Genomic DNA, 23,221 nt, shown 5'->3' with positions numbered 1-23,221 from the left:
CCTCTTGCTTTTATATAGAGCCTCAAGCAAATGAAATCCACTTGTATTGATTCTAAAGGTACAAGTCCTAGTAGAAAGGTAGAGAGAAAATGGTTTTCCCTAGCCAAGAAGAACAAATTGAAAAGTTTGAAAAGGATCATGTAGCCCAGCATTACTTTGAAGTTTTGCGGACGCTGATTTCTAAAAAATCTGTTTTTGCCCAGCAAGTCGGACTCAAGGAAGTGGCTCGCTATCTGGGAGAGATTTTCAAGCGTGTAGGGGCTGAAGTTGAGATTGATGAGAGCTACACAGCACCTTTTGTGATGGCACATTTCAAGAGTTCACGACCAGATGCTAAGACCATCATTTTCTACAACCACTATGATACGGTACCAGCTGATGGTGACCAAGTGTGGACTGAGGATCCTTTTACTCTTTCTGTTCGCGATGGTATTATGTACGGACGAGGGGTTGATGATGACAAGGGGCATATCACTGCACGACTTAGTGCGCTGAGAAAATACATGCAAGATCATGACGATCTCCCTGTTAACATCAGCTTTATCATGGAAGGGGCAGAGGAGTCAGCCTCTGTTGACTTGGACAAATACCTAGAAAAGCACGCAGATAAGCTCCGAGGTGCAGATTTATTAGTCTGGGAACAGGGAACCAAAAATGCCTTGGAACAGCTAGAAATCTCTGGTGGGAACAAAGGAATTGTGACCTTTGATGCCAAGGTTAAGAGTGCCGATGTGGATATCCATTCTAGCTATGGTGGAGTCATCGAATCAGCTCCATGGTATCTCATTCAAGCTTTGACAAGTCTTCGTGCTGCTGATGGCCGTATTTTGGTAGAAGGTTTGTACGATGATGTACAAGTGCCAAATGAACGCGAGTTAGCCTTGGTGGATACCTATGCCCAACGAAATCCAGGGGAAATCAGCCAGATTTATGGTTTGGAATTGCCTCTTTTACAAGAAGATCGTGCAGCCTTTCTAAAACGTTTCTTTTTTGAACCAGCCCTTAATATCGAAGGGATTCAGTCAGGTTATCAAGGACAAGGGGTTAAAACGATATTACCTGCAGAAGCCAGTGCTAAGCTAGAAGTTCGATTGGTTCCAGGCTTGGAACCACATGATGTTTTGGAGAAAATCCGGAAACAACTAGACAAAAACGGCTTTGATAAGGTAGAATTGTACTATACCTTGGGAGAGATGAGCTATCGAAGCGATATGAGTGCACCATCTATTCTCAATGTTATTGAGCTAGCCAAGAAATTCTATCCACAGGGCGTTTCAGTCTTGCCGACTACAGCTGGGACAGGACCTATGCATACGGTCTTTGATGCTTTAGAAGTACCTATGGTTGCCTTTGGTCTAGGAAATGCCAATAGCCGAGACCACGGTGGAGATGAAAACGTGCGAATCGCCGATTACTACACCCATATTGAATTAGTAGAGGAGCTGATTAGAAGCTATGAGTAGAGATATTATCAAGTTAGATCAGATCGATGTGACTTTTCACCAAAAGAAGAGAACCATTACAGCGGTCAAGGATGTGACCATTCACATTCAAGAAGGGGATATCTACGGAATCGTTGGATATTCTGGAGCAGGGAAATCAACCCTAGTACGGGTGATTAACCTCTTGCAAAAACCATCTGCGGGGAAAATCACCATTGATGACGATGTGATTTTTGATGGGAAGGTGACCTTGACGGCGGAGCAGTTGCGTCGTAAACGTCAAGACATCGGGATGATCTTCCAACACTTTAACCTCATGAGTCAGAAAACAGCAGAGGAAAATGTAGCCTTTGCCCTCAAACACTCTGGACTCAGCAAGGAAGAAAAGAAAGCTAAAGTAGCTAAGTTATTGGACTTGGTTGGTTTGGCAGACCGTGCCGAAAACTACCCTTCACAGCTTTCTGGAGGTCAAAAACAACGTGTGGCTATTGCGCGTGCCTTAGCAAATGATCCAAAAATCTTGATTTCAGACGAGTCGACTTCGGCTCTTGACCCTAAGACAACCAAGCAAATCTTAGCTTTACTGCAAGATTTGAACCAAAAATTAGGCTTAACCGTTGTCTTGATTACGCATGAAATGCAGATTGTCAAAGACATTGCCAACCGTGTAGCCGTTATGCAGGATGGGCATTTGATTGAAGAAGGAAGTGTCCTTGAAATCTTCTCAGATCCTAAACAACCTTTGACTCAAGACTTTATCTCAACAGCGACAGGTATTGATGAAGCTATGGTCAAGATTGAGAAGCAAGAAATCGTGGAACACCTATCTGAAAACAGTCTCTTGGTGCAACTCAAGTACGCAGGCGCTTCAACAGACGAGCCACTTTTGAATGAATTGTATAAACACTACCAAGTAACAGCAAATATTCTCTATGGAAACATCGAAATTTTGGATGGTACTCCTGTTGGTGAGCTTGTGGTTGTCTTGTCAGGAGAAAAAGAAGCTTTGGAAGGTGCCCAGGCAGCTATCCGTGAGGCTGGTGTGCAACTAAAAGTATTGAAGGGAGGGCAGTAAGATGGCAGAATTGATTAAAGCATACTTACCAAACGTCTATAAGATGGGCTGGTCTGGTCAGGCAGGCTGGGGGACAGCAATCTACTTGACACTTTATATGACAGTTCTTTCCTTTATCATCGGAGGTTTCTTAGGACTGGTTGCAGGGCTTTTCCTTGTCTTGACAGCTCCAGGTGGGGTCTTGGAAAATAAAGTTGTTTTCTGGATTTTGGATAAGATTACCTCTATTTTCCGTGCGGTACCATTTATCATTCTCTTGGCAGTCTTGTCACCCTTCTCTCATCTAATCGTAGGAACAAGCATTGGTCCAAATGCGGCTATCGTACCCCTATCTTTTGCAGTCTTTGCCTTCTTTGCCCGTCAAGTACAGGTGGTATTGGCTGAGCTAGATGGTGGTGTCATTGAGGCAGCTCAAGCTAGTGGAGCGACCTTCTGGGATATCGTGGGTGTTTACCTATCAGAAGGACTTCCAGATTTAATCCGTGTGACGACTGTAACCTTGATTTCACTAGTCGGTGAAACAGCCATGGCGGGAGCGGTCGGAGCAGGTGGTATTGGTAACGTAGCCATCGCTTATGGATTTAACCGTTACAATCATGACGTGACTATTCTTGCGACCCTCATCATTATCTTGATTATCTTTACGATTCAGTTCTTGGGAGACTTCTTGACCAAGAAATTAAGTCATAAATAAAAAAAGAGCCAGCTGGCTCTCAGATTGAAGAAAAAGTTCGTTGTGGACAATTTTCTTCAATCTTTTTCTATTATTAGAGAAAATAAAAAAACTCTTAATACTCTTCGAAAATCAAATTCAAACCACGTCAGCTTCGCCTTGCCGTACTCAAGTACAGCCTGCGGCTAGTTTCCTAGTTTGCTCTTTGATTTTCATTGAGTATAAAAAGAGCATTATATCTGCATTTCTAAGAGTTTTCAAGATGTAGTAACCAAGCTCCTTTAATTACCGAAAGGGTTTGTCTACCTTCTTAGAGCTTAGTAGCTCTTTTTCTATCACATTTTATCTGCAAATTTTTTACTAAGTGCTTGTCCAATCAGGGCACCAAGTAAAGCGCCGATGAGAATACTTGTGATAAAGAGGAGGATATTAGCAGGGTTAGGTGCGACCATGATGCGATCGATATAGTCCTGGGATTTTCCACGAGCAACTAGGGTTGCTATGTAAGCTTGAGGTGTCAACCACATGAGTAGGATGGGACCAGTAGTACCAAAAGCAAAAACTAGGAAGGAAAGAAGGTTCTTGACCTTATCTTTGTAGTGGCCAAGATGAGCAATGCCATCTGCTGCAAGACCGCAGATGATTCCTGGAAGAAAGGCACCAGCACCATGCTTGCTTCCGAGGAAAAATAGAGAGATAACGAGCCCAATCGTAGTAATCGCCCCAAAACGAGGAACCTTTGCTAAAAGGATTATATAGATGCTACCACCCACAAGAGCAGAAAAGGCAGGGGCATAAAACATATTTCCAGTGTGGTCGACAAGGTTTCCTAGTAGAACCCCTACTCCGATGCAAAGAAAGTAGACAAGGGTAGCCACAAGAGTTGTCAAGATATTCTTTTTCATAAATTCTCCTTCGTATATCTGATGTTATTCATTGTATCATGCCTGTGGCAGATTGTAAATGCTGGTTTGGAACTAGTATTTATTAGGAAATGTGGTAAAATAGGAAAAAATAAAAGACGAGTGGTAAGAGGATGAAGAATTTAGGAAAAGTTTTTAAAGAGTTACGGGAATCAAGAAAAATTTCTTTGAGAAAAGCAACAGGTGGACGCTTTTCAGCATCCTTATTGTCGCGTTTTGAAAATGGTCAGAGTGAAATATCTGCTCCAAAGTTAATCACAGCTTTGGAGAATATTCATGCGAGTATGGAAGAATTGTTATTTTTGGCGAGAGGTTTTCATCAGGATGCCTATTCTGAATTTAGAAACAGAATAGTTGAGGCTATTGACCCTCAAGATTTGACATCCTTGCGCACTCTCTACCAGAGAGAGTATCAACAACTTCCTTTTTCAAAAGATAGACAGCAACACATTCTCAATGCGATTTTAATAAAATCCTATATGAAAGCCATTGATGAGACGGTTACATTGACCGCTGAGGAAGAAAGAGTCCTACATGATTATCTATTTTCTGTCGAAATTTGGGGACACTATGAATTGTTGTTCTTTTCTTCCTGCTCTCCTCTTTTATCGGTCCAGCTTTTTACAAAGTACACTCGAGAAATGTTGCGGAAGTCAGATTTCTTGCAAGGAGTTGGGAAAAATCGAAATATGATGCACACCTTGCTCCTCAATGCTTTTATGGCCTGTATTGAAATTGATGATTTTACCAATGCCCTCTATTTTAAAAAACAAATTGAAAAGAACTTCTTTGAAGAAAATGAAACCTATTTTCGAATAGTCTACCTATGGGCAGAAGGTTTGCTTGATAGTAAGCAAGGAAGAGCAGAGGAAGGGCAGAGAAAGATGGAGGACGCTATTCGTATTTTTGAGATGATTAGTTGTAGCAGATCTGCTGACTATTATAGAAGTGCCATGGAGTGTTGAATATCTGCAACTAGATAAAATAACTTGAAACGATAGGACTGTGAAGATACTTATTAGCATTAGACAAATTCTATCGTTTTCGTTATCAGTTTAGTCTGTTGCATATATTCAAAAATGTCTTCTCGTAAGATTCTTGATGCTATACTAGAGCTACCATAAAAGTAGAATGTGAGAAAGAGAGGAATCTATATGAAACTATTACTAAGAAATCAAGCTTACAGAGTTTTGAGTTTATCACGATTTTTCAATGCTTTTGGAGCTTCCATTTTTAATTTAGTATTTGTGGTCTATGCCTCAACTTTGCCAGAGGCTTCTGTTGCCGTTGCCATGGCGAATGTTGTGATGATGCTTCCAACTCTTTTTACAGTTTTTGTGGGAATTCGGGCAGATTATACCAAGGACAAGGTCAAATGGATGACCTATGTCGGTTTATTTCAGGCGGTTTTATTTTTTCTAGCAGCCCTAGTTGTTCAGCAAGCTAGTTTCTTTGCCTTTTCGACCCTTTGCCTCATCAATGTCATTAGTGATGTAGCCAGTGATTTTGCGGGTGGCTTGCGAATGCCTCTCGTTAAAGAAAAAGTAGCAGAGTCAGATTTGATGGAGGCTTACTCATTTTCCCAGTTTATCACCTATATTTCTGCTATTGGCGGTCAAGCTTTCGGAGTTTGGCTATTAGGGGTGTCGACACAGAACTTTTCGCTCGTAGCGGGAATCAATGCTATATTTTTCCTAGTGTCAGCTCTCATTCTCTTTTTAGGAAGGGCTGAATTAAGCTTATCAACTCCACTTGGTGATAGTAAATCACTGAAAAATGAGAAACTTTCTATCAAAGATCAGTTTTTAACGATTTACCGAAACTTACGTCTCGTTTTTCTTAAAAGTGGACAGAAAAACTTTGGTTTTATGCTCTTTGCTATCTTGCTTATCAATGCTTTGGGTGGTGCCTTAGGTGGTATCTATAACATCTTCCTTTTAAATCATTCCTTACTGAATTTTTCCTACAAGGATGCATTGTTTATCTTACAATTGATTACCTTATTAGCAGTTATCATCAGTAGTCTTACGGGAAATGACTATTTTGGGAAGCAATCTTTGCCTAAATTGATGATGTGGGTTACATTAGGAGCCAGTCTAGTTGGTCTATCTAATTTGTTAAACCAAGTCTTGCTCGGGATGATTTTCGTCTTTTTTACCATGTATGTTTCTGGGAAAATTTCTCCAAAAATTAGTGCTCTGCTCATGAAAAATCTTGCTCCAGAGGTTCTCTCTCGTACCAGTAATTTTTTAGGTTTGTTGTTTACTCTATCTATACCAGTGGGGACGGCCTGTTTTTCACTGGTGGCGGTATGGGATATACAGTTGACTTGGATACTTTTCGTAGGTCTTTCTCTGATAGCTATTCTTCTGACAAGTCTCAATCTCAAAAATGAAATTTAGGTGTTAGTCTTCTTTTCACACTGTCCCAATCCTCTCATTTATGGTAAAATAGGACTATTAAGTTAGAAAGAGGATTCCCTATGAAATTACAAAAACCAAAAGGAACGCAGGATATTTTACCTGCTGAGTCTGCCAAGTGGCAGTACGTTGAAGGCTTTGCGCGTGAAATCTTCAAACGCTATAACTACGCAGAAGTACGTACCCCTATTTTTGAGCACTACGAGGTCATCAGTCGTTCTGTTGGGGACACAACCGATATCGTAACCAAGGAAATGTATGACTTTTACGACAAGGGTGACCGCCACATCACTCTCCGTCCAGAAGGAACAGCTCCAGTCGTTCGTTCTTATGTGGAAAACAAACTCTTCGCACCGGAAGTCCAAAAGCCAAGCAAGTTCTACTACATGGGCCCTATGTTTCGTTATGAGCGTCCACAGGCAGGGCGTTTGCGCCAGTTCTACCAGATTGGGGTTGAGTGCTTTGGCTCTAGCAATCCAGCTACCGATGTGGAAACAATCGCTATGGCAGCCCATTTCTTGAAAGAAATCGGCATCCAAGGTGTCAAGTTGCACCTCAACACTCTTGGAAATCCTGAGAGCCGCGCGGCCTATCGCCAAGCCTTGATTGACTATTTGACACCGCTCAAGGAGACCTTGTCTAAGGATAGCCAGCGTCGCTTGGAGGAAAATCCTCTTCGTGTCTTGGACTCTAAGGAAAAAGAAGACAAGGTGGCAGTGGAGAATGCGCCTTCTATCTTGGACTTCCTTGATGAAGAAAGCCAAGCTCACTTTGATGCTGTGCGTCAGATGTTGGAAAATCTTGGTGTAGACTATATCATCGATACCAATATGGTGCGTGGTCTGGACTACTACAACCACACCATTTTCGAGTTCATCACAGAGATTGAGGGCAATGACTTGACAGTCTGTGCGGGTGGTCGTTATGATGGCTTGGTTTCTTACTTTGGAGGCCCTGAAACTGCTGGATTTGGTTTTGGACTTGGTGTAGAGCGCCTGCTTCTCATCCTTGAAAAGCAAGGTGTGGCTCTCCCTATCGAAAACGCCCTAGATGTCTATATCGCAGTCTTGGGAGAAGGAGCAAATGTCAAGGCTTTGGAGTTGGTACAAGCTCTTCGCCAACAAGGTTTCAAAGCAGAGCGTGATTACCTTAACCGTAAGCTCAAAGCTCAGTTCAAGTCAGCCGATGTCTTTGCGGCTAAGACCCTCATCACCCTGGGAGAAAGCGAAGTCGAAAGCGGACAAGTGACTGTCAAGAACAACCAAACACGAGAAGAACTCCAAGTGTCACTTGATGCAATCAGCCAAAACTTCTCAGAAATCTTTGAAAAACTAGGCTTTTAATAATAGATAAACCGGTCAGGAACCTATTCCTGACCTTTTTCTTTTGCAAAATGACAAAAATCATAAACTTTTTGACAAATATGCTTGTCAAAAAGAAAAAGATGTGTTACAATATAAGCAAGTTAAGAGAAAAGGAGAAAGTAACGATTATGTGGGCATTAGGATTTGTACCTCTTGTGATTATGTATTATATCTACCATTCCCAAAAGGTCAAGAAACTAGAGAATAAAATCAAAAGAATTGAGCAAAAAGAGAAAGGAAATACAGATATGTCAAGATTATTAAAAGAATTGATTGGGAAAAAACCAACAATCCTTGGACAAGTGTTTAGGACAGATAATTGGGAAGTAGTGGATATGGATGAAGATTGGGTTAAGCTACGTCGTGTAGATAAAAAGGGAAAAGAAAAATTCAAACTACAACGCATTGAGGATATCCAAACGATTCAATTTGACGGAGAGTAGGTGTGTAACATGCAACTAAAAAACCGTCTAAAAGAGCTTCGGGCTCGCGATGGCCTGAATCAAACCGAGCTGGCCAAACTAGCTGGCGTGTCCAGGCAGACCATTAGTCTATTAGAACGGGACGAATACACCCCGTCCATTATCATTGCCCTGAAAATATCTCAAATTTTCAACGAAACAGTCGAATCGGTATTTCGCTTGGAGGAGGACGAGTGATGAATAAGTTTAAAGTGATTTATTACATGAGTGTTCTTGCCCTCATTGTGAATGCTTTCGCTATGGTTGGAACATTACTGGGGTGGTTCTATTTTGTTGAAAGTAAGTATTTGTTTTGGCTTAATTTAGCCCTCTTGTCCATTTTCAATCGGTTGAAGAAAAAGGAGAAAAATGATGAACAAGTATAAAGTGATTTATTATGTAGTTGCCCTAGCTTTATTAGTCAGCGTATTTCTACTGATTGGGATGGACCTAGGCTGGTTTAATCCATATCAAAGCAACCAATTTATTTGGACCTACTTTGCTCTTATCCCAGTCGTTGACTGGATTGAAAAGAAAGTAAACAATTTAGCAAGTGAAAAAGGAGAATGAATATGAAAAAGAATAAGAAAGGTGGCTTGTTATTTTTAATGTCTGTTGTCTTTGGAGGTTTCTTGGGCGGTTTTGTAGGGATGTATAAGGCCGGTGCCGAATCCTACGAAGTTATTTTAGATGTAAAAGTCTTGATACCCTGGATATCAACTATTTGTTTACTGTTAGGTTTCATTAGCATTCTTTTGACGTTCAATTTCTTAAAGAAAAGCAGAAAATTTCATTCCTTGTATCAAGAGGAGATGGATGATGACCTGAATGAAACCTATTATGTGCAAATGTACCGGAATCTTGAGTTTGGTAACATTGCTTTTAATATTACAAACGTAGCGATTTTATTGGCTCTCTTCATTTCAGCAAGTGAAGTGGTTATACTAAATAGAAGCAATATAACCTTATCTCTTTCTTTTTTGGGATTAGTGTTGATTTTTAATGCTCAAAAATATTTTTATAAAACCATTGCGATTGTTCGCCAGTTTGATATGGTATTTTTCTCTATGCCAAAGGATATCTTAGATTATGTCAATTCTTACGATGAAGGGGAGCGCCAGGCTAATTTGGAACAGAGTTTTCGGATTTTATTCCAATTACATCAGTATGTCTTGCCAGCTTTGTACTTTCTGATTGCTCTCTTTTCTTTACTGACAGGAGAGATTCAGTTACTAGCCTTCTTGCTCGTAGGAACAATCCATATTTATATCAATGTGATGCAGTTACCTATGGTAAAACGCTATTTCAAATAGGAAAGATCACTGAAACTACTTAAGGTTATTGGCTAGTTTAGATAGAGGTCAGAAAATGAATAATAACCGTAGATGGTTGAGAGTAGTAATGTGTATGTTAAGTGCTTTTGTAGTAGCCTTTGCCTACACTCTTAGAGGGATAGTTGAACAGATTCAAATGGAACAAGTCTTACCTACTATTTATGGAATCGCTCTTGTTATTGGAGGACTTTCCTTCGTTTTAGCCATGTATTATCTTGGTAAAAGTCGCGAAGTTTATACTCTTTATCAAAGGGCGACAGAGGAAGAAGATAGTAACCAAACCTATGTAAGAGCTTATCGTTACTTAGATTATGGTTCAGTTTCTTCAAATGTTTTGATGATAGCAATGATGACCAGTGGGATCATACTAATTTCTCCGATATTTAAAAATACCTTGCTAATTCTTCCTACTCTTATTCTATTATGCTTATACATTATTGTTGCCAATTACTTGTTGCGAACTATTTTTATCGTTCGACACTATAAACTGTCTGCTTATTACACTCCAAAAGATATTTTAACCTATCTTAACAGTTATGATGAGGGAGAAAAGCAGGCAGAGATGGAGAGTGCCTTTTTAACTCTGTTTAGGCTGGATCAAATTATACTGCCATTGCTCTATATTTTACTGATAGTATTATCAGTTATTTTACGAGAAATACAAGTAGTTGCCTTAGTTCTTTTGATTATCATCCATCTTTATATAACTATCGCACAATTAAGAAAAACAAAACGCTATTTCAAATAAAGGAGTTTCTATGATTCGTGTTGAAAATGTAAGCAAAAGTTTTGGGAGCAAAAAAGCTCTTCACCAGATTTCTTTTGAGATTAAGGAAGGTGAAATCTTTGGTTTTCTGGGTCCTTCTGGCTCAGGTAAAACAACCATGATCAATGTCTTGACAGGTCAGTTGGCTGCAGATCAAGGTAAAACAGTTTTGTTAGGCAAGAATTCTCAAGATTTAACCTCAAATGATTTGGAACAAATTGGTATAGTTAGTGATGGCAGTGGTTTTTATGAAAAGATGAGTCTTTATAAAAATCTTCTCATCTATGCTAAGTTATATGGTCTCAAGTCAGATAGAGTAAATCAGGTGCTCCAACAGGTTGGATTGGCAGATGCTAAAGATATTATCGCAGAAAAACTATCTACAGGAATGAAACAACGAATGTTCTTGGCTCGTGCCCTTCTGAATGCTCCTAAGATTCTCTTTCTAGATGAGCCAACCAGTGGCTTAGACCCTACAACATCTAAGATGATTCATACCCTACTTCAAGAATTAAAACAGGCGGGGACAACTATCTTTCTGACCACGCATGATATGAATGAAGCAACTTTGCTTTGTGATCGCTTATCTCTTTTAAATAAGGGAAATTTAATAGAGTATGGAAGTCCACAAGAGATTATTCAAAAATACCATGTGGATAAGAAAGTACGTGTAGGTTATAAAGATGGAAGAGAACAAATAGTTCTGTTTGAAGAATTGCCGCATTTAGACACGACAGATTTGATGGTTGTTCACTCTTGTGAACCAACTTTAGAAGAGATCTTTATCAGATTGACAGGAGAAAAGTTAGATGTTTAGAAAATTAAATGCCCTACTATGGTTAAGAGTGCAAGTTCTTATTAGCAATTCAACTTTGTTGGCGACTCTATTGATGCCTTTTGGAATAACTATTCTACAAAATGAATTCTTAAATAAGAATGGAGAATTGAATATGTTTCTTCTCTCTACGAGTTTGACTATGGTCTTGAGTATGGGAAGTGGTTATATGGTATCGATTATGATGGCGGAAGATAAGGAAAAGCGCAATCTTAAATCACTCATCCTAAGTGGTGTGACAGCAACAGAATATACTTTCAGTATGCTCGTTCTCCCTATGTTGATTATGTTGCTTGGAATGATTTCACTCCCAATCTATCTTAAAGTAGATCTATCAGGTTACTTATTTGCCTACGTTATCTATTTGATCCTAGCAACTATTAGTATTATTTTTCTCAACCTTCTAATCGGTGCGGTATCAGATACTCAGTCTAAAGCGCAAGTCTATAGTATCTTTCCTATGCTAATCGTCTCTTTTTTACCCATAATTGCTCTTCAAAATGATACGGTTCAAAAACTGTTGGACTATTCTTTTATCGGTCCTTTTGTAGGTTTATTAAAAGAAGGTGGAGGCGAGTTGTCTCTGGGAAATCTTGGTCTTTTACTGGTATGGGTCCTTGTTCTATGCCTAGCGAGTCTCTTTGTATTGAAAAATAGTTATAAAGGAAAATAGGAGTCTTTTATGAAATTACTTAAAAACATCGGCTGGTTTGTTCTAGCTTTCTTATCATTTTTGTTTATCTACGGTTTTATTCAGACTTTACCTCTGATTGCTCTTGGTTCAGGTGCACCTATAGTCGGTGTTCTTCCGCTTTATATTCTATTAGCAGGAGCTTTTACCTTCTTAACATACAAGTGGTATAAGACAGGAACTGTTACGATAGAAAAAACGGGCCTTAACAAATACATCTGGTTGCCTGCCTTGGTATGGGTCCTTATCATTGTTGCACAATTCTTTTTGCCAAATGATCCATCTGTCAGTCAACAGACGGCAGAACAATTGACTCATAATCAACCTCTCTTCTCTTTCTTCATGATTGTTGTCTTTGCACCCCTGACAGAAGAGTTGACCTTTAGAGGTCTGTTAGCTCGTTATGTCTTCCCTCAGCAGGATAACGTCAAGCAGACAGTACTCTTTCTTCTTGTAAGTACTATCATTTTTGCACTTGTTCATTTCCCTGGCACTCCTCAACAATTCCTAGTGTATGGTTCCCTAGGTTTGAGCTTGGGCTTAGCTTATGTCAGCAAAGGTGGTTTGGCATACAGCATTGCTTTACATGCTTTAAATAATTTAATCGGATTTTTAATGATTCTCATGCTATAATAGACTCAGGAGGAAGTCATGAAACGAGTAATATTATTAGCAGTGGTTCAGACCGTAGTTCTCTTCTTTATCGTGGGGGCACTTGGCTACGTCTTTAAAGGGGATTTCTTTTATAACAATCTAGCAGTATTTTTTGCTCCTCTTGCAGGAGTTATACGATTTGCGACGGCTTATGTGACAGAGATTGTTTTGCCCAAAAAGGCAGCAGAGATCGCTGAAAAAGGTAAAAAAGAAGGAAATAGCAAATAAAATTGGATCCAGTGAAGACTTCGCTGGATTTTTTCTTTTTAAAATGGATTCTCTCAAACTTTTCTGCTGATTTTCATGAAGAGCCTGCGCTTTTATGGTAAAATAGTAAAAGAATAATAGAGGAGAGAAATCATGAAACGTAGTATGTATGCTGGCCGTGTTCGTGCAGAGCACATTGGACAAGAAATTACCTTGAAAGGATGGGTTGCCCGTCGTCGTGACTTGGGTGGATTGATCTTTATTGACCTTCGTGACCGTGAAGGGATCATGCAGTTGGTCATTAACCCTGAGAAAGTTTCTGCAGAAGTGATGGCAACAGCTGAAAGCCTTCGTAGTGAGTTTGTCATTGAGGTTACTGGGCATGTTGTAGCACGTGAGCAAGCAAATGATAAGTTGGCGACTGGAGCGGTTGAACTGAATGTTACAGCTCTTACAGTGCTTAACACAGCCAAAACAACACCATTTGAAATCAAGGATGGCATTGAAGCGAACGATGATACGCGTCTACGTTACCGTTATCTTGACCTTCGTCGTCCAGAGATGTTGGAAAACCTTAAACTTCGTGCCAAAGTAACACATTCTATCCGCAACTACTTGGATGAGTTGGAATTTATCGATGTTGAAACACCATTCCTTTCTAAGTCAACACCAGAAGGGGCGCGTGACTATTTGGTGCCATCACGTGTTAATAAAGGGCATTTTTATGCTCTTCCTCAAAGTCCGCAGATTACAAAACAGTTGTTAATGAATGCGGGATTTGATCGTTACTACCAAATCGTCAAATGTTTCCGCGACGAGGACTTGCGTGGTGACCGTCAACCTGAGTTTACACAGGTCGACTTGGAAACTTCTTTCCTTACTGAGCAAGAAATCCAAGATATCACAGAAGGCTTGATTGCGCGCGTGATGAAGGAAACAAAAGGGATTGAAGTAAGCCTGCCATTCCCTCGTATGAAGTATGATGATGCTATGGCTCTTTATGGCTCTGACAAGCCTGATACTCGTTTTGACATGTTGCTTCAAGACTTGACAGAAGTGGTCAAAGGTGTAGACTTTAAAGTCTTTTCAGAAGCACCTGCTGTAAAAGCAATTGTAGTTAAAGGCGCTGCGGACAACTATTCCCGTAAAGACATCGACAAGATGACTGAAGTGGCCAAACAGTACGGTGCCAAAGGTCTTGCTTGGGTCAAGGTTGTTGACGGAGAATTGAACGGACCAGTTGCTAAATTCTTGACTGGCATTCAAGCAGACTTGACAGCAGCACTTGGTCTTGAAGATAAGGACTTGGTTCTATTTGTTGCTGATACGCTTGAAGTAGCTAATGCAACACTTGGAGCCCTTCGTGGACGTATTGCCAAAGAGCTTGGTTTGATTGATGGTGATAAATTCAACTTCCTTTGGGTGGTTGACTGGCCAATGTTTGAATGGTCTGAAGAAGAAGGTCGCTACATGAGCGCCCACCATCCATTTACCCTTCCTCAGGCAGATACTGCTCATGAACTCGAAGGTGAATTGGCTAATGTCCGTGCCATTGCTTACGACATCGTCTTGAATGGTTATGAACTAGGTGGTGGTAGCCTTCGTATCAACCAAAAAGAACTTCAAGAACGTATGTTCAAGGCTCTTGGTTTCTCAGCTGAAGAAGCAAATGACCAGTTTGGTTTCCTTTTGGAAGCTATGGACTATGGCTTCCCACCACACGGTGGTTTGGCTATCGGTCTTGACCGTTTTGTCATGTTGCTCGCTGGAGAAGAAAATATTCGCGAAGTCATTGCCTTTCCTAAGAATAACAAGGCTAGCGACCCAATGACGCAAGCCCCATCAACAGTAGCCCTTAAACAACTAGAAGAACTCAATCTACAAGTAGAACAAGATGAAACAAACGAAGCGAACTAAGCGGTGGCGCTACTATCTGCGCCGCTTTGCTTATCAGATAAAGATGTTGCGTGTGTTACAAAGCATTTCAAAGGAAAAATATGATGAGAAGATTTCAGCTTCTCTGGTCTATGGCTTTTTATCAGCAGTAGCGGTCAATTTCTTTTTCCAACCAGGACATGTTTATTCAAGTGGAGCAACAGGTTTGGCTCAGATCATTTCTGCGCTTAGTAATCACTGGTTTGGCTTTTATTTCCCAATTTCAGTGGCTTTCTATGCTATCAATATTCCACTCATGATTTTGGCCTGGTACCAAATTGGACATAAGTTTACGATTTTTACCTTTATCACGGTATCTATGAGCTCGCTCTTTATCCAGTTTGTGCCAGTGGTGGTCTTGACAGAGGACCCAATCATCAATGCCCTTTTTGGGGGAGTCGTCATGGGACTAGGAATCGGCTTTGCTTTACGCCATAACATCTCCAGTGGTGGAACAGATATTGTCAGTCTGACTATTCGCAAGAAGACAGGTCGTAACGTTGGAAGCATCTCTTTCTTGGTGAACGGGACAATCATGCTGATTGCAGGTTTGACCTTTGGCTGGAAATACGCTCTTTATTCCATGATTACCATCTTTGTCTCCAGTCGTGTGACAGATGCAGTTTTCACTAAACAAAAACGGATGCAGGCGACGATAGTGACCAATAATCCCGATGCAGTGATTGAAAAAATCCACAATAGATTACATCGTGGAGCGACCATCATTCATGATGCGGAAGGGACCTATAACCACGAGCGTAAAGCGGTTTTGATTACGGTTATCACTCGCGCAGAATTCAATGATTTTAAACTGATTATGAAACAAGTGGATCCGACGGCCTTTGTATCTGTCTCAGAAAATGTCCATATCCTCGGACGATTTGTCGAAGTCGAAAACTAGTTGTTCAGGTAAATAGGATACAAAAAAACCAACTCAAAATAGAGAGTTGGTTTTTATTTTTCAACGATTTCGTGGGCAATCAATTGACGATAGCAAATTTGTCTATTTTCCTTGGCATCGCTGATGATTTGCAGGATGGTTTCAAATGAAGTTCGGCCAAGAGCAAGGCTGTTGATATCTACATAGGCAGCTAGATTCAACCTTGGATTTACCGAGTCAAAGCTGAGGACTGGAACATCAAGTTGGTGTTCGTTGAGATAGTTACATACACCTTCAGCTAAGAGGCTATCCGTTGTGATAATAGCATCGGTCTGAGGGTCATATTTAAAGAGTTGTTTACTAAAGTTATAGCCCTTCTCTTCTAGAAACTCATCTGCAAAGAAGGTACGTTGACTGTCGAGAGGCAACTGATTTTCTTGAAGGGCTTGTTCGTAGCCTTTTAAACGATCCTGAGTTACGAAAAGTTTTTTGGTCCCCCCGATGAAGGCAATTCGGCTGCATCCTTTTTTGATGAAATACTCTGTCGCATCAAAACCAGCTTGGACATTGTCATTATCGACAAGTGGAATGAAGGGAGATAGAGATTTACCTAAGATAAGGAAAGGAAATTGCTCGTCTGCTACTAACTTAACCAAAGGGTCCTCTTCTTGGGCATAGAGGAAAATCAAACCGTCTACACGCTTACCATAGACCATTTGTGAAATGGCCTTTAAACGCTCTTTTTCATCCTTACCTGTCGCAATCTGAATGGCGTAGTGGTTTTCAGAGGCGACTTGGGCGATACCACGGAGGACAGATGGGAAGAAAGGATTTTGATAGAAGGCATCTGAGTCGTCAGGAAGAACCAATCCGATAACCTGTGTATAGCTACTTACTAGGCTTCGGGCATTGAGGTTAGGATGGTAGTTGAGTTCCTTCATAGCCTTGCGAACGCGTTTTTTCGTTTCGTCGCTAATGGTTGATTTATTTTGAATGACACGGGTTACGGTTGAAGGTGAAACACCAGCAGCCTTGGCCACGTCTTTAATCGTAACAGGCATAATAATCTCCTACTTATGGTAGTCTGGATCACGGAAATGCGTTTTGTAAAAGATAGTGACCAGGTATAGAATAAATAAAATATTTTGAACAGTAATTAAAGTTGCCATATTTTGGCCTAGGAGACCTAGAATCATAGCAAGTAAGGTTGGTAAACCTAAACAGTTCAAAATGAAATGATAGCACTCTTTGTAGTTTTTAAATGAAAAGAGACGCGATTTTTTCGTGAAGTAGAGCAAGAGGCTAGCACCTAAAGCAACAATAAAAAAATTAAGTCCAAAGAGGAAGCTAGAACCTAGCACAAGAAAGAGACTAATATAGACGCGATTCTGTTGATACCAGTCTTTAGAAATGGCTTGTGTTAAGCTTTCCTTGCTTTGGAAGCTCTCAGTCGTTATCGCGTGATAGCGAATGCTGGTCAATTCTTTTCCTTGCTTGCTGATGATGAGTTTCGCAGGTTCAAAGTTCAGAAGTAATTCCTCAGGGAAGTTTGAACTAGAAGCGTCTCCGATTTGGATAGAAGCTTGATGAGGGGTTGAACCAGTGTAGCTCAACTTACCATCTATAATCTTTGCATTGGCAGCCAAATCCTGAACTACACTATCCGTCAAAGGAGTGTAGACATCATCGATGAAAGTTTCTAAAGGATAAGTTTCCTGAGAACTGTTCTGGATGGCAATAGGGATCATAGACAAGCTGATCAGGAAAATACTGGTAAAAATCAGTTGGAACCAGTTGAGATCAAAACGTTGAGATAGGGGCTTACGGAATCCCCAGATACTATTAAAATAAGAAAATGGATATGGCAACATAATTCTCTTTCTAAGGCATTTTTCTATATGAGTATTATATAGAGAAATGTGTTTAATTTCAAGTGGGGCAGGTACAATGCTGGTTGAAAGTAGGCTTTTGCTTTAAATTGTTCACAAACAAGAAGCCTTACCTTAAACTTTTATTTCTCATCAGATTATCTAAGTAAGGACAAGTTCCAAAATGAAAAAGGGTGGCGGGGGGTATATTACCCCTTGTCGCCACCACTTGTAAGTCCTGAAACAAAGTTCTTTTGTAGGAAGAAGAAGAGAATACAGATTGGAAGGGCGATGAGGATAGCACCTGCTGAGAAGTAGGCGATCTTCATGTTTTTCACATTGCTAACGAAGGTTTGGAGACCTACGGCAACAGTAAAGTATTCTTTCTCACGAAGCAAGAAACTAGAGAGGATGTAGTCCCCGAAAGGTCCCATGAAGGCCCAGAGAGCTTGTACGGCAACCATTGGGCGAACAAGTGGAAGAACAATTTGCCAGAAGCGGCGGAAGTGTCCTGCACCGTCTAGTTTTGCAGATTCGTCTAGAGACATTGGCACTGTATCGAAGTAGCCTTTCATGAGCCAAGCATTCATCGGGATACCACCACCAACGTAGAGGAAGATGAGGAACCAGCTGTGGTTAAGGGCGTTCAACATAAGTGCCATAACGAAGAAGGCAGTCAAAGCGGCCATTGTTGGCACCATTTGGATAATCAAGAAGAAAACCAAACTTTGTTTACGAGCCAAGAAGTTATAACGGCTGTAAGCATAGCCAGCAAATACGATGATACTTGTTTGAACAACCATGGTAATCAAGGCGATAATCAAAGTGTTGAGGTACCAAGTGCCGTACAAGGTTTCAGTGAAGAGGCCTTTAAAGTTATCAAAATTGAGGTCGATGTTAGTATCTAGTTTAAAGGCTGAGACGTTACCTGCTTTAAAGGCTGACATGATGGTAATCAACAGTGGGTAGATAATCACGATTGAAAGGCCAATCAAGTAAAGGTAAGTAAGGGTTTGAGTCAGTCTACGTTTGAGTTTGATTGAGTTATTCATCTTAGACGTCCTCCATATCAAATGCGTGTAGTTTCTTGAATGCGATCATAGAGATTGAGATGACAATGATAGAGATAATCAAGGTAACAGCTGCCGCCATTGAGTATTGAGGAGATGTACCTGTTGTCAAACGGTAGATCCATGAGATTAAGATATCGGTTGAACCAGCTCCCCCTCCGACACTACCAGGTCCTCCACCATTGAAGAGGTACATGATAGAGAAGTTGTTAAAGTTGAAAGTGTATTGGCTAATCAAAGTAGGTGCTGCAACAGCCAAGATCATTGGGAAAGTGATGTTGCGGAATTTTTGCCAAGCATTGGCACCGTCAATATAAGCTGCTTCGTAAAGGTCGTTAGGAATAGATTGCAAGATACCCAAAGTCAAAACGTAGATATATGGGAATCCAAGCCAACCTTGCATCATAATCAAGGCAACCTTAGTCCAAGTAGGGTCTGTTTTCCAAGGAATGAGTGCTCCATCGAGGAATGGAAGAACCTTAGCAAAGAGAGGGATTACTTGAGTGTTGATAGCACCAACACTATCGTTGAACATGTTTGAGAATGTCAAGATAGTGATGAAGGCTGGGACCGCCCAAGGTAGAAGGAAGATAACACCAAAGATACGTTTCCCCTTGATGAATGGTTGGTTAGCAATAATAGCTGTAAAGATACCGAGTACAATTTGCAAAGTAGATGCAGACAAAGCCCAGATAATAGTCCAAGAAAGAACAGAACCGAAGGCTGAACGGAAAGTACTCAAGCTCCAGATATTTGTGAAGTTGGTCAATCCAACCCAGTCCAGGAGTTTATTTGGTGGTAAATGTTGGAAATCATAGTTAGTAAAGGCGATCATCAAGGTTACAATAACTGGGAAGATGATGGCAAATGTCATGGCAACGTAAGATGGGATAATGAGCAAGTATGGGAATCCATTTTCGTAGATACCTTTAATCATATCCTTAAGTGTCATTGGGACAGGGATGCCATTATTGATACGTTTTGCAATGGTATGAGCATCTTTAATATTGAGAATATAAAATGCTAGATAAACAATTACAAAAATAGAGTGAAATGCACCACGAATCAACATAAATAGAGAGTTGTCACGGCCAGGTTTTTCACCGAGTGTGATCAAGTTGCTCAATTCAGGTGCTGCAAGTGCTATAAAATAGAGGACGAAAACTACTGTTACTGCAAGGAAGATAAAACCTTTAGCTTTTTGTTTGTTATAGATTTGTCCCAACCCAGGAATCAATGAAAGCAAGGCTGCTTTTTTTGGTTGTTGTTCCATGAGTGCTCCTTTCCTAAGATACGAGCGTTGAGCTCGATGCTAATCAGCAAAATCGCTGAAAACATTGTCAATATATCTAAAAATCAAGGGAGATGTTTAAATTATCTCCCTTGAATCAATCAATTAGTTACCAAATTTTTGTTGGATTGTTTCTTTGATCAATGTTACAGCATCATTAGCAGCTGTTTTAGCATCTTTCTTACCGCTTACAGCGTCAAAGAGCATTGTTTTAGCTGGGTCCCAAACTGTTGACATTTGAGAGATGTTTGGCATTGGTTGTGCGTTCTTGAACTGCTCGATAACAGCTGTAGTCAACTCATCTTTTTTACCTTCAGCATAAGCACGAGCTTCAGTGTTAGCTGGGATTTCGTTAGTTGCATCGTAGAATGCTTTTTGTTGATCAGTTGAAACAAGGAAGTCTACAAATTTTTGAGCGCCTTCAAGGTTCTTAGTGCTTGATGGGATGATCCAAGCTTTACCACCACCAAAGGCTGCGTAGTTTTTGCCGTTTGGAAGAGTTGGGATAGTTGCAACACCGTAGTTTACTTTAGCATCTTTGAATGCTTGAGCTTTCCAAGGACCATCGATGATAGCAGCTGTTTTACCTTCTTGGAATTGAGTTTGGATCAAGTTTCCAGCACCTTCAGTATCTTGCATACCTTTAGGCCATTTTTCGTACCAAGTTTTAGCGTATTCGATTCCTGCGATAGCACCATCGTTAGCAAGACCGATATCTTTAGGATCTTTACCATTTTGACCGAATACATAACCACCGTTACCAGCAAGGAGTCCGTATGCGTAGTAGAAGTTTGTCCAGTCAGCTAGGAAGGCAGTAGTTTTGCCATCTTCACCAGCGAAAGCATATTTGCTATCTTTTGCAAGTTCTTCTAGTTCAGCAAATGTTTTTGGAGCTTCTTTGAGCAAGTCTTTGTTATAGTACATAACAAGTGACTCGATAACGGCTGGAGCGCCGTAAACTTTACCGTCAGCAGCTGTTACAAGAGATTTAGTAGTATCATCTGTTTTAGCACCGTCGCTTAGTTTAACTTCTGAAAGTTGTCCATCAGTACCAAGGCTACCTACACGGTCGTATGGTGCCATCATAACGTCAGCAGCTTGACCTGATTGGTTGTCAAGTGAAAGTTTGTCAAGTCCGCCAAGTTGGTCACCAGATTTGATGTTAACTTTTGTACCTGATTCTTTTTCATAAGCTGCAGCAACTTTTTCAGCGTAGGCTTTATATTGGTCTTCAACATAGAAAGTGATTTCTTGGCTTCCTGATGCAGAAGAATCAGCTGCTTTATCAGCAGTTTTGCTTCCGCAAGCTACCAAAAGCAAGCTAGCAAGAGTAGCAGTACCAAGTACAGCAGCGCTCTTCATGAATTTAGTTGACATAGTGTATTCCTCCTAAAGAATAACAAATTTTAATTTCGAGGAAACGCAAACGTTTTCCCTTATGACCTTAGTATAGCACAAACAGAAAACGGTTGCAAGCGTTTTTTTGAAAAAAATTTAAAAAGCTTGTGACTAGCTAATTCTCAAAATTATTTATATAATAGAAGAAAAAGATGTAATCGTGTAAATTTCGATTCAAAAATAATTGAAGGGAAACGATTGCATGATTTAGAGGAAATTTATAGGAGATGAAAAAATAAGAATATAGTATTTTTAAAAAGCTATAAAAGCAAATAATTTGAAAAAGTTTTTTTACAAACGCTTGCATTTATTTTAGAAATGGGTTATACTTTAGTTAGCGCAAACGTTTGCGCGTATAAAAATGAAATATTTAACTATAAACACTTGAGGTGCTAATATGAAAAAACGTCAAAGTGGTGTGTTGATGCACATCTCATCACTTCCAGGAGCTTACGGAATCGGATCATTTGGTCAAAGCGCCTATGATTTCGTTGACTTCTTGGTTCGCACTAAGCAACGCTACTGGCAAATCCTTCCATTGGGAACAACAAGCTATGGTGACTCACCTTACCAATCATTCTCAGCTTTTGCAGGTAATACTCACTTTATCGATCTTGATATCTTGGTTGAGCAAGGTCTCTTGGAAGCAAGTGATCTTGAAGGCGTGGACTTTGGTAGTAACCCAACTGAAGTTGACTACGCTAAAATCTACTATGCACGTCGTCCGCTTCTAGAGAAAGCTGTCAAACGTTTCCTTGAAGCCGGAGATGTCAAAGACTTCGAAAAATTTGCTCAAGAAAATCAATCATGGCTTGAACTATTTGCAGAGTATATGGCTATCAAGGAGCATTTTGATAATCTTGCTTGGACAGAATGGCCAGATGCAGATGCTCGTGCTCGTAAAGCTTCAACTCTTGAAAGCTACCGTGAGAAATTAGCTGACAAGCTTGTTTACCACCGCGTAACCCAATACCTTTTCTTCCAACAATGGTTGAAATTGAAAGCATACGCTAACGAAAACCACATCGAGATTGTGGGGGATATGCCAATCTATGTTGCTGAAGATTCAAGCGATATGTGGGCAAATCCACATCTCTTTAAAACAGATGGAAACGGGAAAGCGACTTGCATCGCAGGTTGCCCACCAGATGAATTCTCTGCTACTGGTCAGCTCTGGGGTAACCCAATCTATGACTGGGAAGCTATGGATCGCGATGGTTACAAATGGTGGATTGAACGCTTGCGTGAAAGCTTCAAAATCTACGATATCGTTCGTATCGACCACTTCCGTGGATTTGAGTCTTACTGGGAAATTCCAGCTGGTTCTGAAACAGCAGCACCTGGTAAATGGGTGAAAGGACCTGACTACAAACTCTTTGCAGCGGTTAAAGAAGAACTTGGTGACTTGAACATCATCGCTGAAGACCTTGGTTTCATGACTGATGAAGTTATTGAATTACGTGAGCGCACTGGATTCCCAGGAATGAAGGTCCTTCAATTTGCCTTCAATCCAGAAGACGAAAGTATCGACAGCCCACACTTGGCACCAGCTAACTCTGTTATGTACACAGGAACACATGATAACAACACTGTTCTTGGTTGGTACCGTGATGAGATTGATGATCCAACTCGTGAGTACATGGCACGCTACACAAATCGTAAAGAGTACGAAACAGTGGTGCATGCTATGCTTCGTACAGCCTTCGCATCAGTAAGTTTCATGACGATTGCAACTATGCAAGATTTGCTAGAGTTGGATGGTTCAGCTCGTATGAACTTCCCATCTACTCTTGGTGGAAACTGGTCATGGCGTATGACAGAGGAACAATTGACTCCTGCTGTCGAAGAAACTTTGCTTGACTTGACTACAATTTATCGCCGTATCAATGAAAATTTGGTAGAATTAAAGAAATAAGACATTATCAGGAGACACA

At 40.5% G+C, this 23,221-nt stretch carries 25 protein-coding genes; 19 read left to right on the top strand and 6 right to left on the bottom strand.

Translation table 11 applies throughout. The features are described 5' to 3' along the window. Positions 1 to 89 precede the first annotated feature (89 nt). The 3 genes from HMPREF2987_RS05450 to HMPREF2987_RS05440 are packed head-to-tail and all read left to right on the top strand — an operon-like array spanning position 90 to position 3,211. On the top strand, positions 90 to 1,463 hold the full coding sequence (locus HMPREF2987_RS05450) for a M20 family metallopeptidase (RefSeq protein WP_075229668.1): 1,374 nt from the start codon (positions 90 to 92) through the stop codon (positions 1,461 to 1,463). Continuing rightward, a complete protein-coding gene (locus HMPREF2987_RS05445; protein ID WP_049548100.1) occupies positions 1,456 to 2,517 on the top strand; it encodes a methionine ABC transporter ATP-binding protein in 1,062 nt (353 codons plus the stop codon). Before HMPREF2987_RS05450 ends, HMPREF2987_RS05445 begins: the two co-directional genes overlap by 8 nt. Position 2,518: 1 nt before the next feature. After that, the gene (locus HMPREF2987_RS05440; RefSeq protein WP_075229667.1) at positions 2,519 to 3,211 is read left to right on the top strand and encodes a methionine ABC transporter permease; all 693 of its coding nucleotides are present in this window, start codon (positions 2,519 to 2,521) and stop codon (positions 3,209 to 3,211) included. A 314-nt stretch (positions 3,212 to 3,525) separates the two neighbouring features. Here the strand turns inward: HMPREF2987_RS05440 and HMPREF2987_RS05435 are convergent, their stop codons facing one another. Continuing rightward, positions 3,526 to 4,095, bottom strand: a complete 570-nt coding sequence (locus tag HMPREF2987_RS05435; RefSeq protein ID WP_075229666.1) for an MptD family putative ECF transporter S component — start codon at positions 4,093 to 4,095, stop codon at positions 3,526 to 3,528. 131 nt (positions 4,096 to 4,226) lie between these two features. Between HMPREF2987_RS05435 and HMPREF2987_RS05430 the strand changes: the two genes are divergently transcribed. The 15 genes from HMPREF2987_RS05430 to HMPREF2987_RS05360 all read left to right on the top strand — a co-directional run bounded on the left by HMPREF2987_RS05430 (position 4,227) and on the right by HMPREF2987_RS05360 (position 15,681). After that, positions 4,227 to 5,078, top strand: coding sequence for an Rgg/GadR/MutR family transcriptional regulator (locus HMPREF2987_RS05430; RefSeq protein ID WP_075229665.1), 852 nt, complete (start codon positions 4,227 to 4,229; stop codon positions 5,076 to 5,078). Between the two features lie 189 nt (positions 5,079 to 5,267). After that, positions 5,268 to 6,515: an MFS transporter gene (locus HMPREF2987_RS05425; RefSeq protein WP_075229664.1), complete on the top strand. Its 1,248-nt coding sequence runs from the start codon at positions 5,268 to 5,270 to the stop codon at positions 6,513 to 6,515. An 80-nt stretch (positions 6,516 to 6,595) separates the two neighbouring features. Further along, positions 6,596 to 7,876 (top strand): histidine--tRNA ligase, encoded by a 1,281-nt coding sequence (hisS, locus tag HMPREF2987_RS05420; RefSeq protein WP_075229663.1) that lies wholly within the window; start codon positions 6,596 to 6,598, stop codon positions 7,874 to 7,876. Beyond that, positions 7,876 to 8,340, top strand: coding sequence for a hypothetical protein (locus tag HMPREF2987_RS05415; protein WP_075229662.1), 465 nt, complete (start codon positions 7,876 to 7,878; stop codon positions 8,338 to 8,340). The genes hisS and HMPREF2987_RS05415 overlap by 1 nt, the downstream gene beginning before the upstream one ends. A 9-nt stretch (positions 8,341 to 8,349) precedes the next feature. Next, complete coding sequence (locus HMPREF2987_RS05410) at positions 8,350 to 8,556, top strand: helix-turn-helix transcriptional regulator (protein WP_020902358.1); 207 nt, start codon at positions 8,350 to 8,352, stop codon at positions 8,554 to 8,556. After that, positions 8,556 to 8,744 (top strand): hypothetical protein, encoded by a 189-nt coding sequence (locus HMPREF2987_RS05405; RefSeq protein WP_075229661.1) that lies wholly within the window; start codon positions 8,556 to 8,558, stop codon positions 8,742 to 8,744. The genes HMPREF2987_RS05410 and HMPREF2987_RS05405 overlap by 1 nt, the downstream gene beginning before the upstream one ends. Continuing rightward, the gene (locus HMPREF2987_RS05400; RefSeq protein WP_075229660.1) at positions 8,731 to 8,928 is read left to right on the top strand and encodes a hypothetical protein; all 198 of its coding nucleotides are present in this window, start codon (positions 8,731 to 8,733) and stop codon (positions 8,926 to 8,928) included. Before HMPREF2987_RS05405 ends, HMPREF2987_RS05400 begins: the two co-directional genes overlap by 14 nt. Further along, on the top strand, positions 8,925 to 9,671 hold the full coding sequence (locus HMPREF2987_RS05395) for a DUF3169 family protein (RefSeq protein ID WP_142995362.1): 747 nt from the start codon (positions 8,925 to 8,927) through the stop codon (positions 9,669 to 9,671). Before HMPREF2987_RS05400 ends, HMPREF2987_RS05395 begins: the two co-directional genes overlap by 4 nt. Positions 9,672 to 9,726: 55 nt before the next feature. Next, positions 9,727 to 10,440 (top strand): DUF3169 family protein, encoded by a 714-nt coding sequence (locus tag HMPREF2987_RS05390; RefSeq protein ID WP_257375140.1) that lies wholly within the window; start codon positions 9,727 to 9,729, stop codon positions 10,438 to 10,440. Positions 10,441 to 10,450: 10 nt separating this feature from the next. After that, a complete protein-coding gene (locus HMPREF2987_RS05385) occupies positions 10,451 to 11,275 on the top strand; it encodes an ABC transporter ATP-binding protein (RefSeq protein WP_075229657.1) in 825 nt (274 codons plus the stop codon). After that, entirely contained in the window at positions 11,268 to 11,966 is a 699-nt protein-coding gene (locus tag HMPREF2987_RS05380) for an ABC transporter permease (RefSeq protein WP_075229656.1), read from the top strand. Before HMPREF2987_RS05385 ends, HMPREF2987_RS05380 begins: the two co-directional genes overlap by 8 nt. Before the next feature lie 9 nt (positions 11,967 to 11,975). Continuing rightward, entirely contained in the window at positions 11,976 to 12,617 is a 642-nt protein-coding gene (locus HMPREF2987_RS05375) for a CPBP family intramembrane glutamic endopeptidase (protein ID WP_075229655.1), read from the top strand. Between the two features lie 18 nt (positions 12,618 to 12,635). Next, complete coding sequence (locus HMPREF2987_RS05370) at positions 12,636 to 12,866, top strand: hypothetical protein (RefSeq protein WP_075229654.1); 231 nt, start codon at positions 12,636 to 12,638, stop codon at positions 12,864 to 12,866. A 132-nt stretch (positions 12,867 to 12,998) separates the two neighbouring features. Beyond that, positions 12,999 to 14,762 (top strand): aspartate--tRNA ligase, encoded by a 1,764-nt coding sequence (aspS, locus tag HMPREF2987_RS05365; RefSeq protein ID WP_075229653.1) that lies wholly within the window; start codon positions 12,999 to 13,001, stop codon positions 14,760 to 14,762. After that, positions 14,740 to 15,681, top strand: coding sequence for a YitT family protein (locus HMPREF2987_RS05360; RefSeq protein WP_075229652.1), 942 nt, complete (start codon positions 14,740 to 14,742; stop codon positions 15,679 to 15,681). The genes aspS and HMPREF2987_RS05360 overlap by 23 nt, the downstream gene beginning before the upstream one ends. Before the next feature lie 53 nt (positions 15,682 to 15,734). Here HMPREF2987_RS05360 and HMPREF2987_RS05355 read toward each other — a convergent pair whose 3' ends face one another. From HMPREF2987_RS05355 to HMPREF2987_RS05335, 5 genes are all read right to left on the bottom strand, one after another. Next, the gene (locus tag HMPREF2987_RS05355) at positions 15,735 to 16,721 is read right to left on the bottom strand and encodes a LacI family DNA-binding transcriptional regulator (RefSeq protein ID WP_075229651.1); all 987 of its coding nucleotides are present in this window, start codon (positions 16,719 to 16,721) and stop codon (positions 15,735 to 15,737) included. 9 nt (positions 16,722 to 16,730) lie between these two features. Then, complete coding sequence (locus HMPREF2987_RS05350; RefSeq protein ID WP_075229650.1) at positions 16,731 to 17,531, bottom strand: DUF1189 domain-containing protein; 801 nt, start codon at positions 17,529 to 17,531, stop codon at positions 16,731 to 16,733. Positions 17,532 to 17,737: 206 nt separating this feature from the next. Further along, positions 17,738 to 18,580, bottom strand: a complete 843-nt coding sequence (locus HMPREF2987_RS05345; RefSeq protein ID WP_075229649.1) for a sugar ABC transporter permease — start codon at positions 18,578 to 18,580, stop codon at positions 17,738 to 17,740. Between the two features lies 1 nt (position 18,581). Further along, positions 18,582 to 19,871, bottom strand: coding sequence for a sugar ABC transporter permease (locus HMPREF2987_RS05340; protein WP_075229648.1), 1,290 nt, complete (start codon positions 19,869 to 19,871; stop codon positions 18,582 to 18,584). 123 nt (positions 19,872 to 19,994) lie between these two features. Beyond that, positions 19,995 to 21,266 carry an extracellular solute-binding protein gene (locus HMPREF2987_RS05335; RefSeq protein WP_075229647.1) on the bottom strand — a complete coding sequence of 424 codons (1,272 nt, stop codon included), beginning with the start codon at positions 21,264 to 21,266 and terminating at the stop codon, positions 19,995 to 19,997. A 418-nt stretch (positions 21,267 to 21,684) separates the two neighbouring features. Here HMPREF2987_RS05335 and malQ point away from each other — a divergent pair, with 418 nt between their 5' ends. Then, entirely contained in the window at positions 21,685 to 23,202 is a 1,518-nt protein-coding gene (gene malQ / locus HMPREF2987_RS05330; RefSeq protein ID WP_075229646.1) for a 4-alpha-glucanotransferase, read from the top strand. Positions 23,203 to 23,221 lie beyond the last annotated feature (19 nt).

Source organism: Streptococcus sp. HMSC067H01 (assembly GCF_001814775.1).
GTDB lineage: Bacteria > Bacillota > Bacilli > Lactobacillales > Streptococcaceae > Streptococcus.
This window is presented reverse-complemented; position numbering and strand designations above follow the sequence as displayed.

Excerpts from the sequence above, each read along its gene's own strand:
- HMPREF2987_RS05450 (WP_075229668.1), top strand. The coding sequence starts at position 90 with ATGGTTTTCCCTAGCCAAGAAGAACAAATTGAAAAGTTTGAAAAGGAT.
- HMPREF2987_RS05445 (WP_049548100.1), top strand. The coding sequence starts at position 1,456 with ATGAGTAGAGATATTATCAAGTTAGATCAGATCGATGTGACTTTTCAC.
- HMPREF2987_RS05440 (WP_075229667.1), top strand. The coding sequence starts at position 2,519 with ATGGCAGAATTGATTAAAGCATACTTACCAAACGTCTATAAGATGGGC.
- HMPREF2987_RS05435 (WP_075229666.1), bottom strand. The coding sequence starts at position 4,095 with ATGAAAAAGAATATCTTGACAACTCTTGTGGCTACCCTTGTCTACTTT.
- HMPREF2987_RS05430 (WP_075229665.1), top strand. The coding sequence starts at position 4,227 with ATGAAGAATTTAGGAAAAGTTTTTAAAGAGTTACGGGAATCAAGAAAA.
- HMPREF2987_RS05425 (WP_075229664.1), top strand. The coding sequence starts at position 5,268 with ATGAAACTATTACTAAGAAATCAAGCTTACAGAGTTTTGAGTTTATCA.
- hisS (WP_075229663.1), top strand. The coding sequence starts at position 6,596 with ATGAAATTACAAAAACCAAAAGGAACGCAGGATATTTTACCTGCTGAG.
- HMPREF2987_RS05410 (WP_020902358.1), top strand. The coding sequence starts at position 8,350 with ATGCAACTAAAAAACCGTCTAAAAGAGCTTCGGGCTCGCGATGGCCTG.
- HMPREF2987_RS05405 (WP_075229661.1), top strand. The coding sequence starts at position 8,556 with ATGAATAAGTTTAAAGTGATTTATTACATGAGTGTTCTTGCCCTCATT.
- HMPREF2987_RS05400 (WP_075229660.1), top strand. The coding sequence starts at position 8,731 with ATGAACAAGTATAAAGTGATTTATTATGTAGTTGCCCTAGCTTTATTA.
- HMPREF2987_RS05395 (WP_142995362.1), top strand. The coding sequence starts at position 8,925 with ATGAATATGAAAAAGAATAAGAAAGGTGGCTTGTTATTTTTAATGTCT.
- HMPREF2987_RS05390 (WP_257375140.1), top strand. The coding sequence starts at position 9,727 with ATGAATAATAACCGTAGATGGTTGAGAGTAGTAATGTGTATGTTAAGT.
- HMPREF2987_RS05385 (WP_075229657.1), top strand. The coding sequence starts at position 10,451 with ATGATTCGTGTTGAAAATGTAAGCAAAAGTTTTGGGAGCAAAAAAGCT.
- HMPREF2987_RS05380 (WP_075229656.1), top strand. The coding sequence starts at position 11,268 with ATGTTTAGAAAATTAAATGCCCTACTATGGTTAAGAGTGCAAGTTCTT.
- HMPREF2987_RS05375 (WP_075229655.1), top strand. The coding sequence starts at position 11,976 with ATGAAATTACTTAAAAACATCGGCTGGTTTGTTCTAGCTTTCTTATCA.
- HMPREF2987_RS05370 (WP_075229654.1), top strand. The coding sequence starts at position 12,636 with ATGAAACGAGTAATATTATTAGCAGTGGTTCAGACCGTAGTTCTCTTC.
- aspS (WP_075229653.1), top strand. The coding sequence starts at position 12,999 with ATGAAACGTAGTATGTATGCTGGCCGTGTTCGTGCAGAGCACATTGGA.
- HMPREF2987_RS05360 (WP_075229652.1), top strand. The coding sequence starts at position 14,740 with ATGAAACAAACGAAGCGAACTAAGCGGTGGCGCTACTATCTGCGCCGC.
- HMPREF2987_RS05355 (WP_075229651.1), bottom strand. The coding sequence starts at position 16,721 with ATGCCTGTTACGATTAAAGACGTGGCCAAGGCTGCTGGTGTTTCACCT.
- HMPREF2987_RS05350 (WP_075229650.1), bottom strand. The coding sequence starts at position 17,531 with ATGTTGCCATATCCATTTTCTTATTTTAATAGTATCTGGGGATTCCGT.
- HMPREF2987_RS05345 (WP_075229649.1), bottom strand. The coding sequence starts at position 18,580 with ATGAATAACTCAATCAAACTCAAACGTAGACTGACTCAAACCCTTACT.
- HMPREF2987_RS05340 (WP_075229648.1), bottom strand. The coding sequence starts at position 19,871 with ATGGAACAACAACCAAAAAAAGCAGCCTTGCTTTCATTGATTCCTGGG.
- HMPREF2987_RS05335 (WP_075229647.1), bottom strand. The coding sequence starts at position 21,266 with ATGTCAACTAAATTCATGAAGAGCGCTGCTGTACTTGGTACTGCTACT.
- malQ (WP_075229646.1), top strand. The coding sequence starts at position 21,685 with ATGAAAAAACGTCAAAGTGGTGTGTTGATGCACATCTCATCACTTCCA.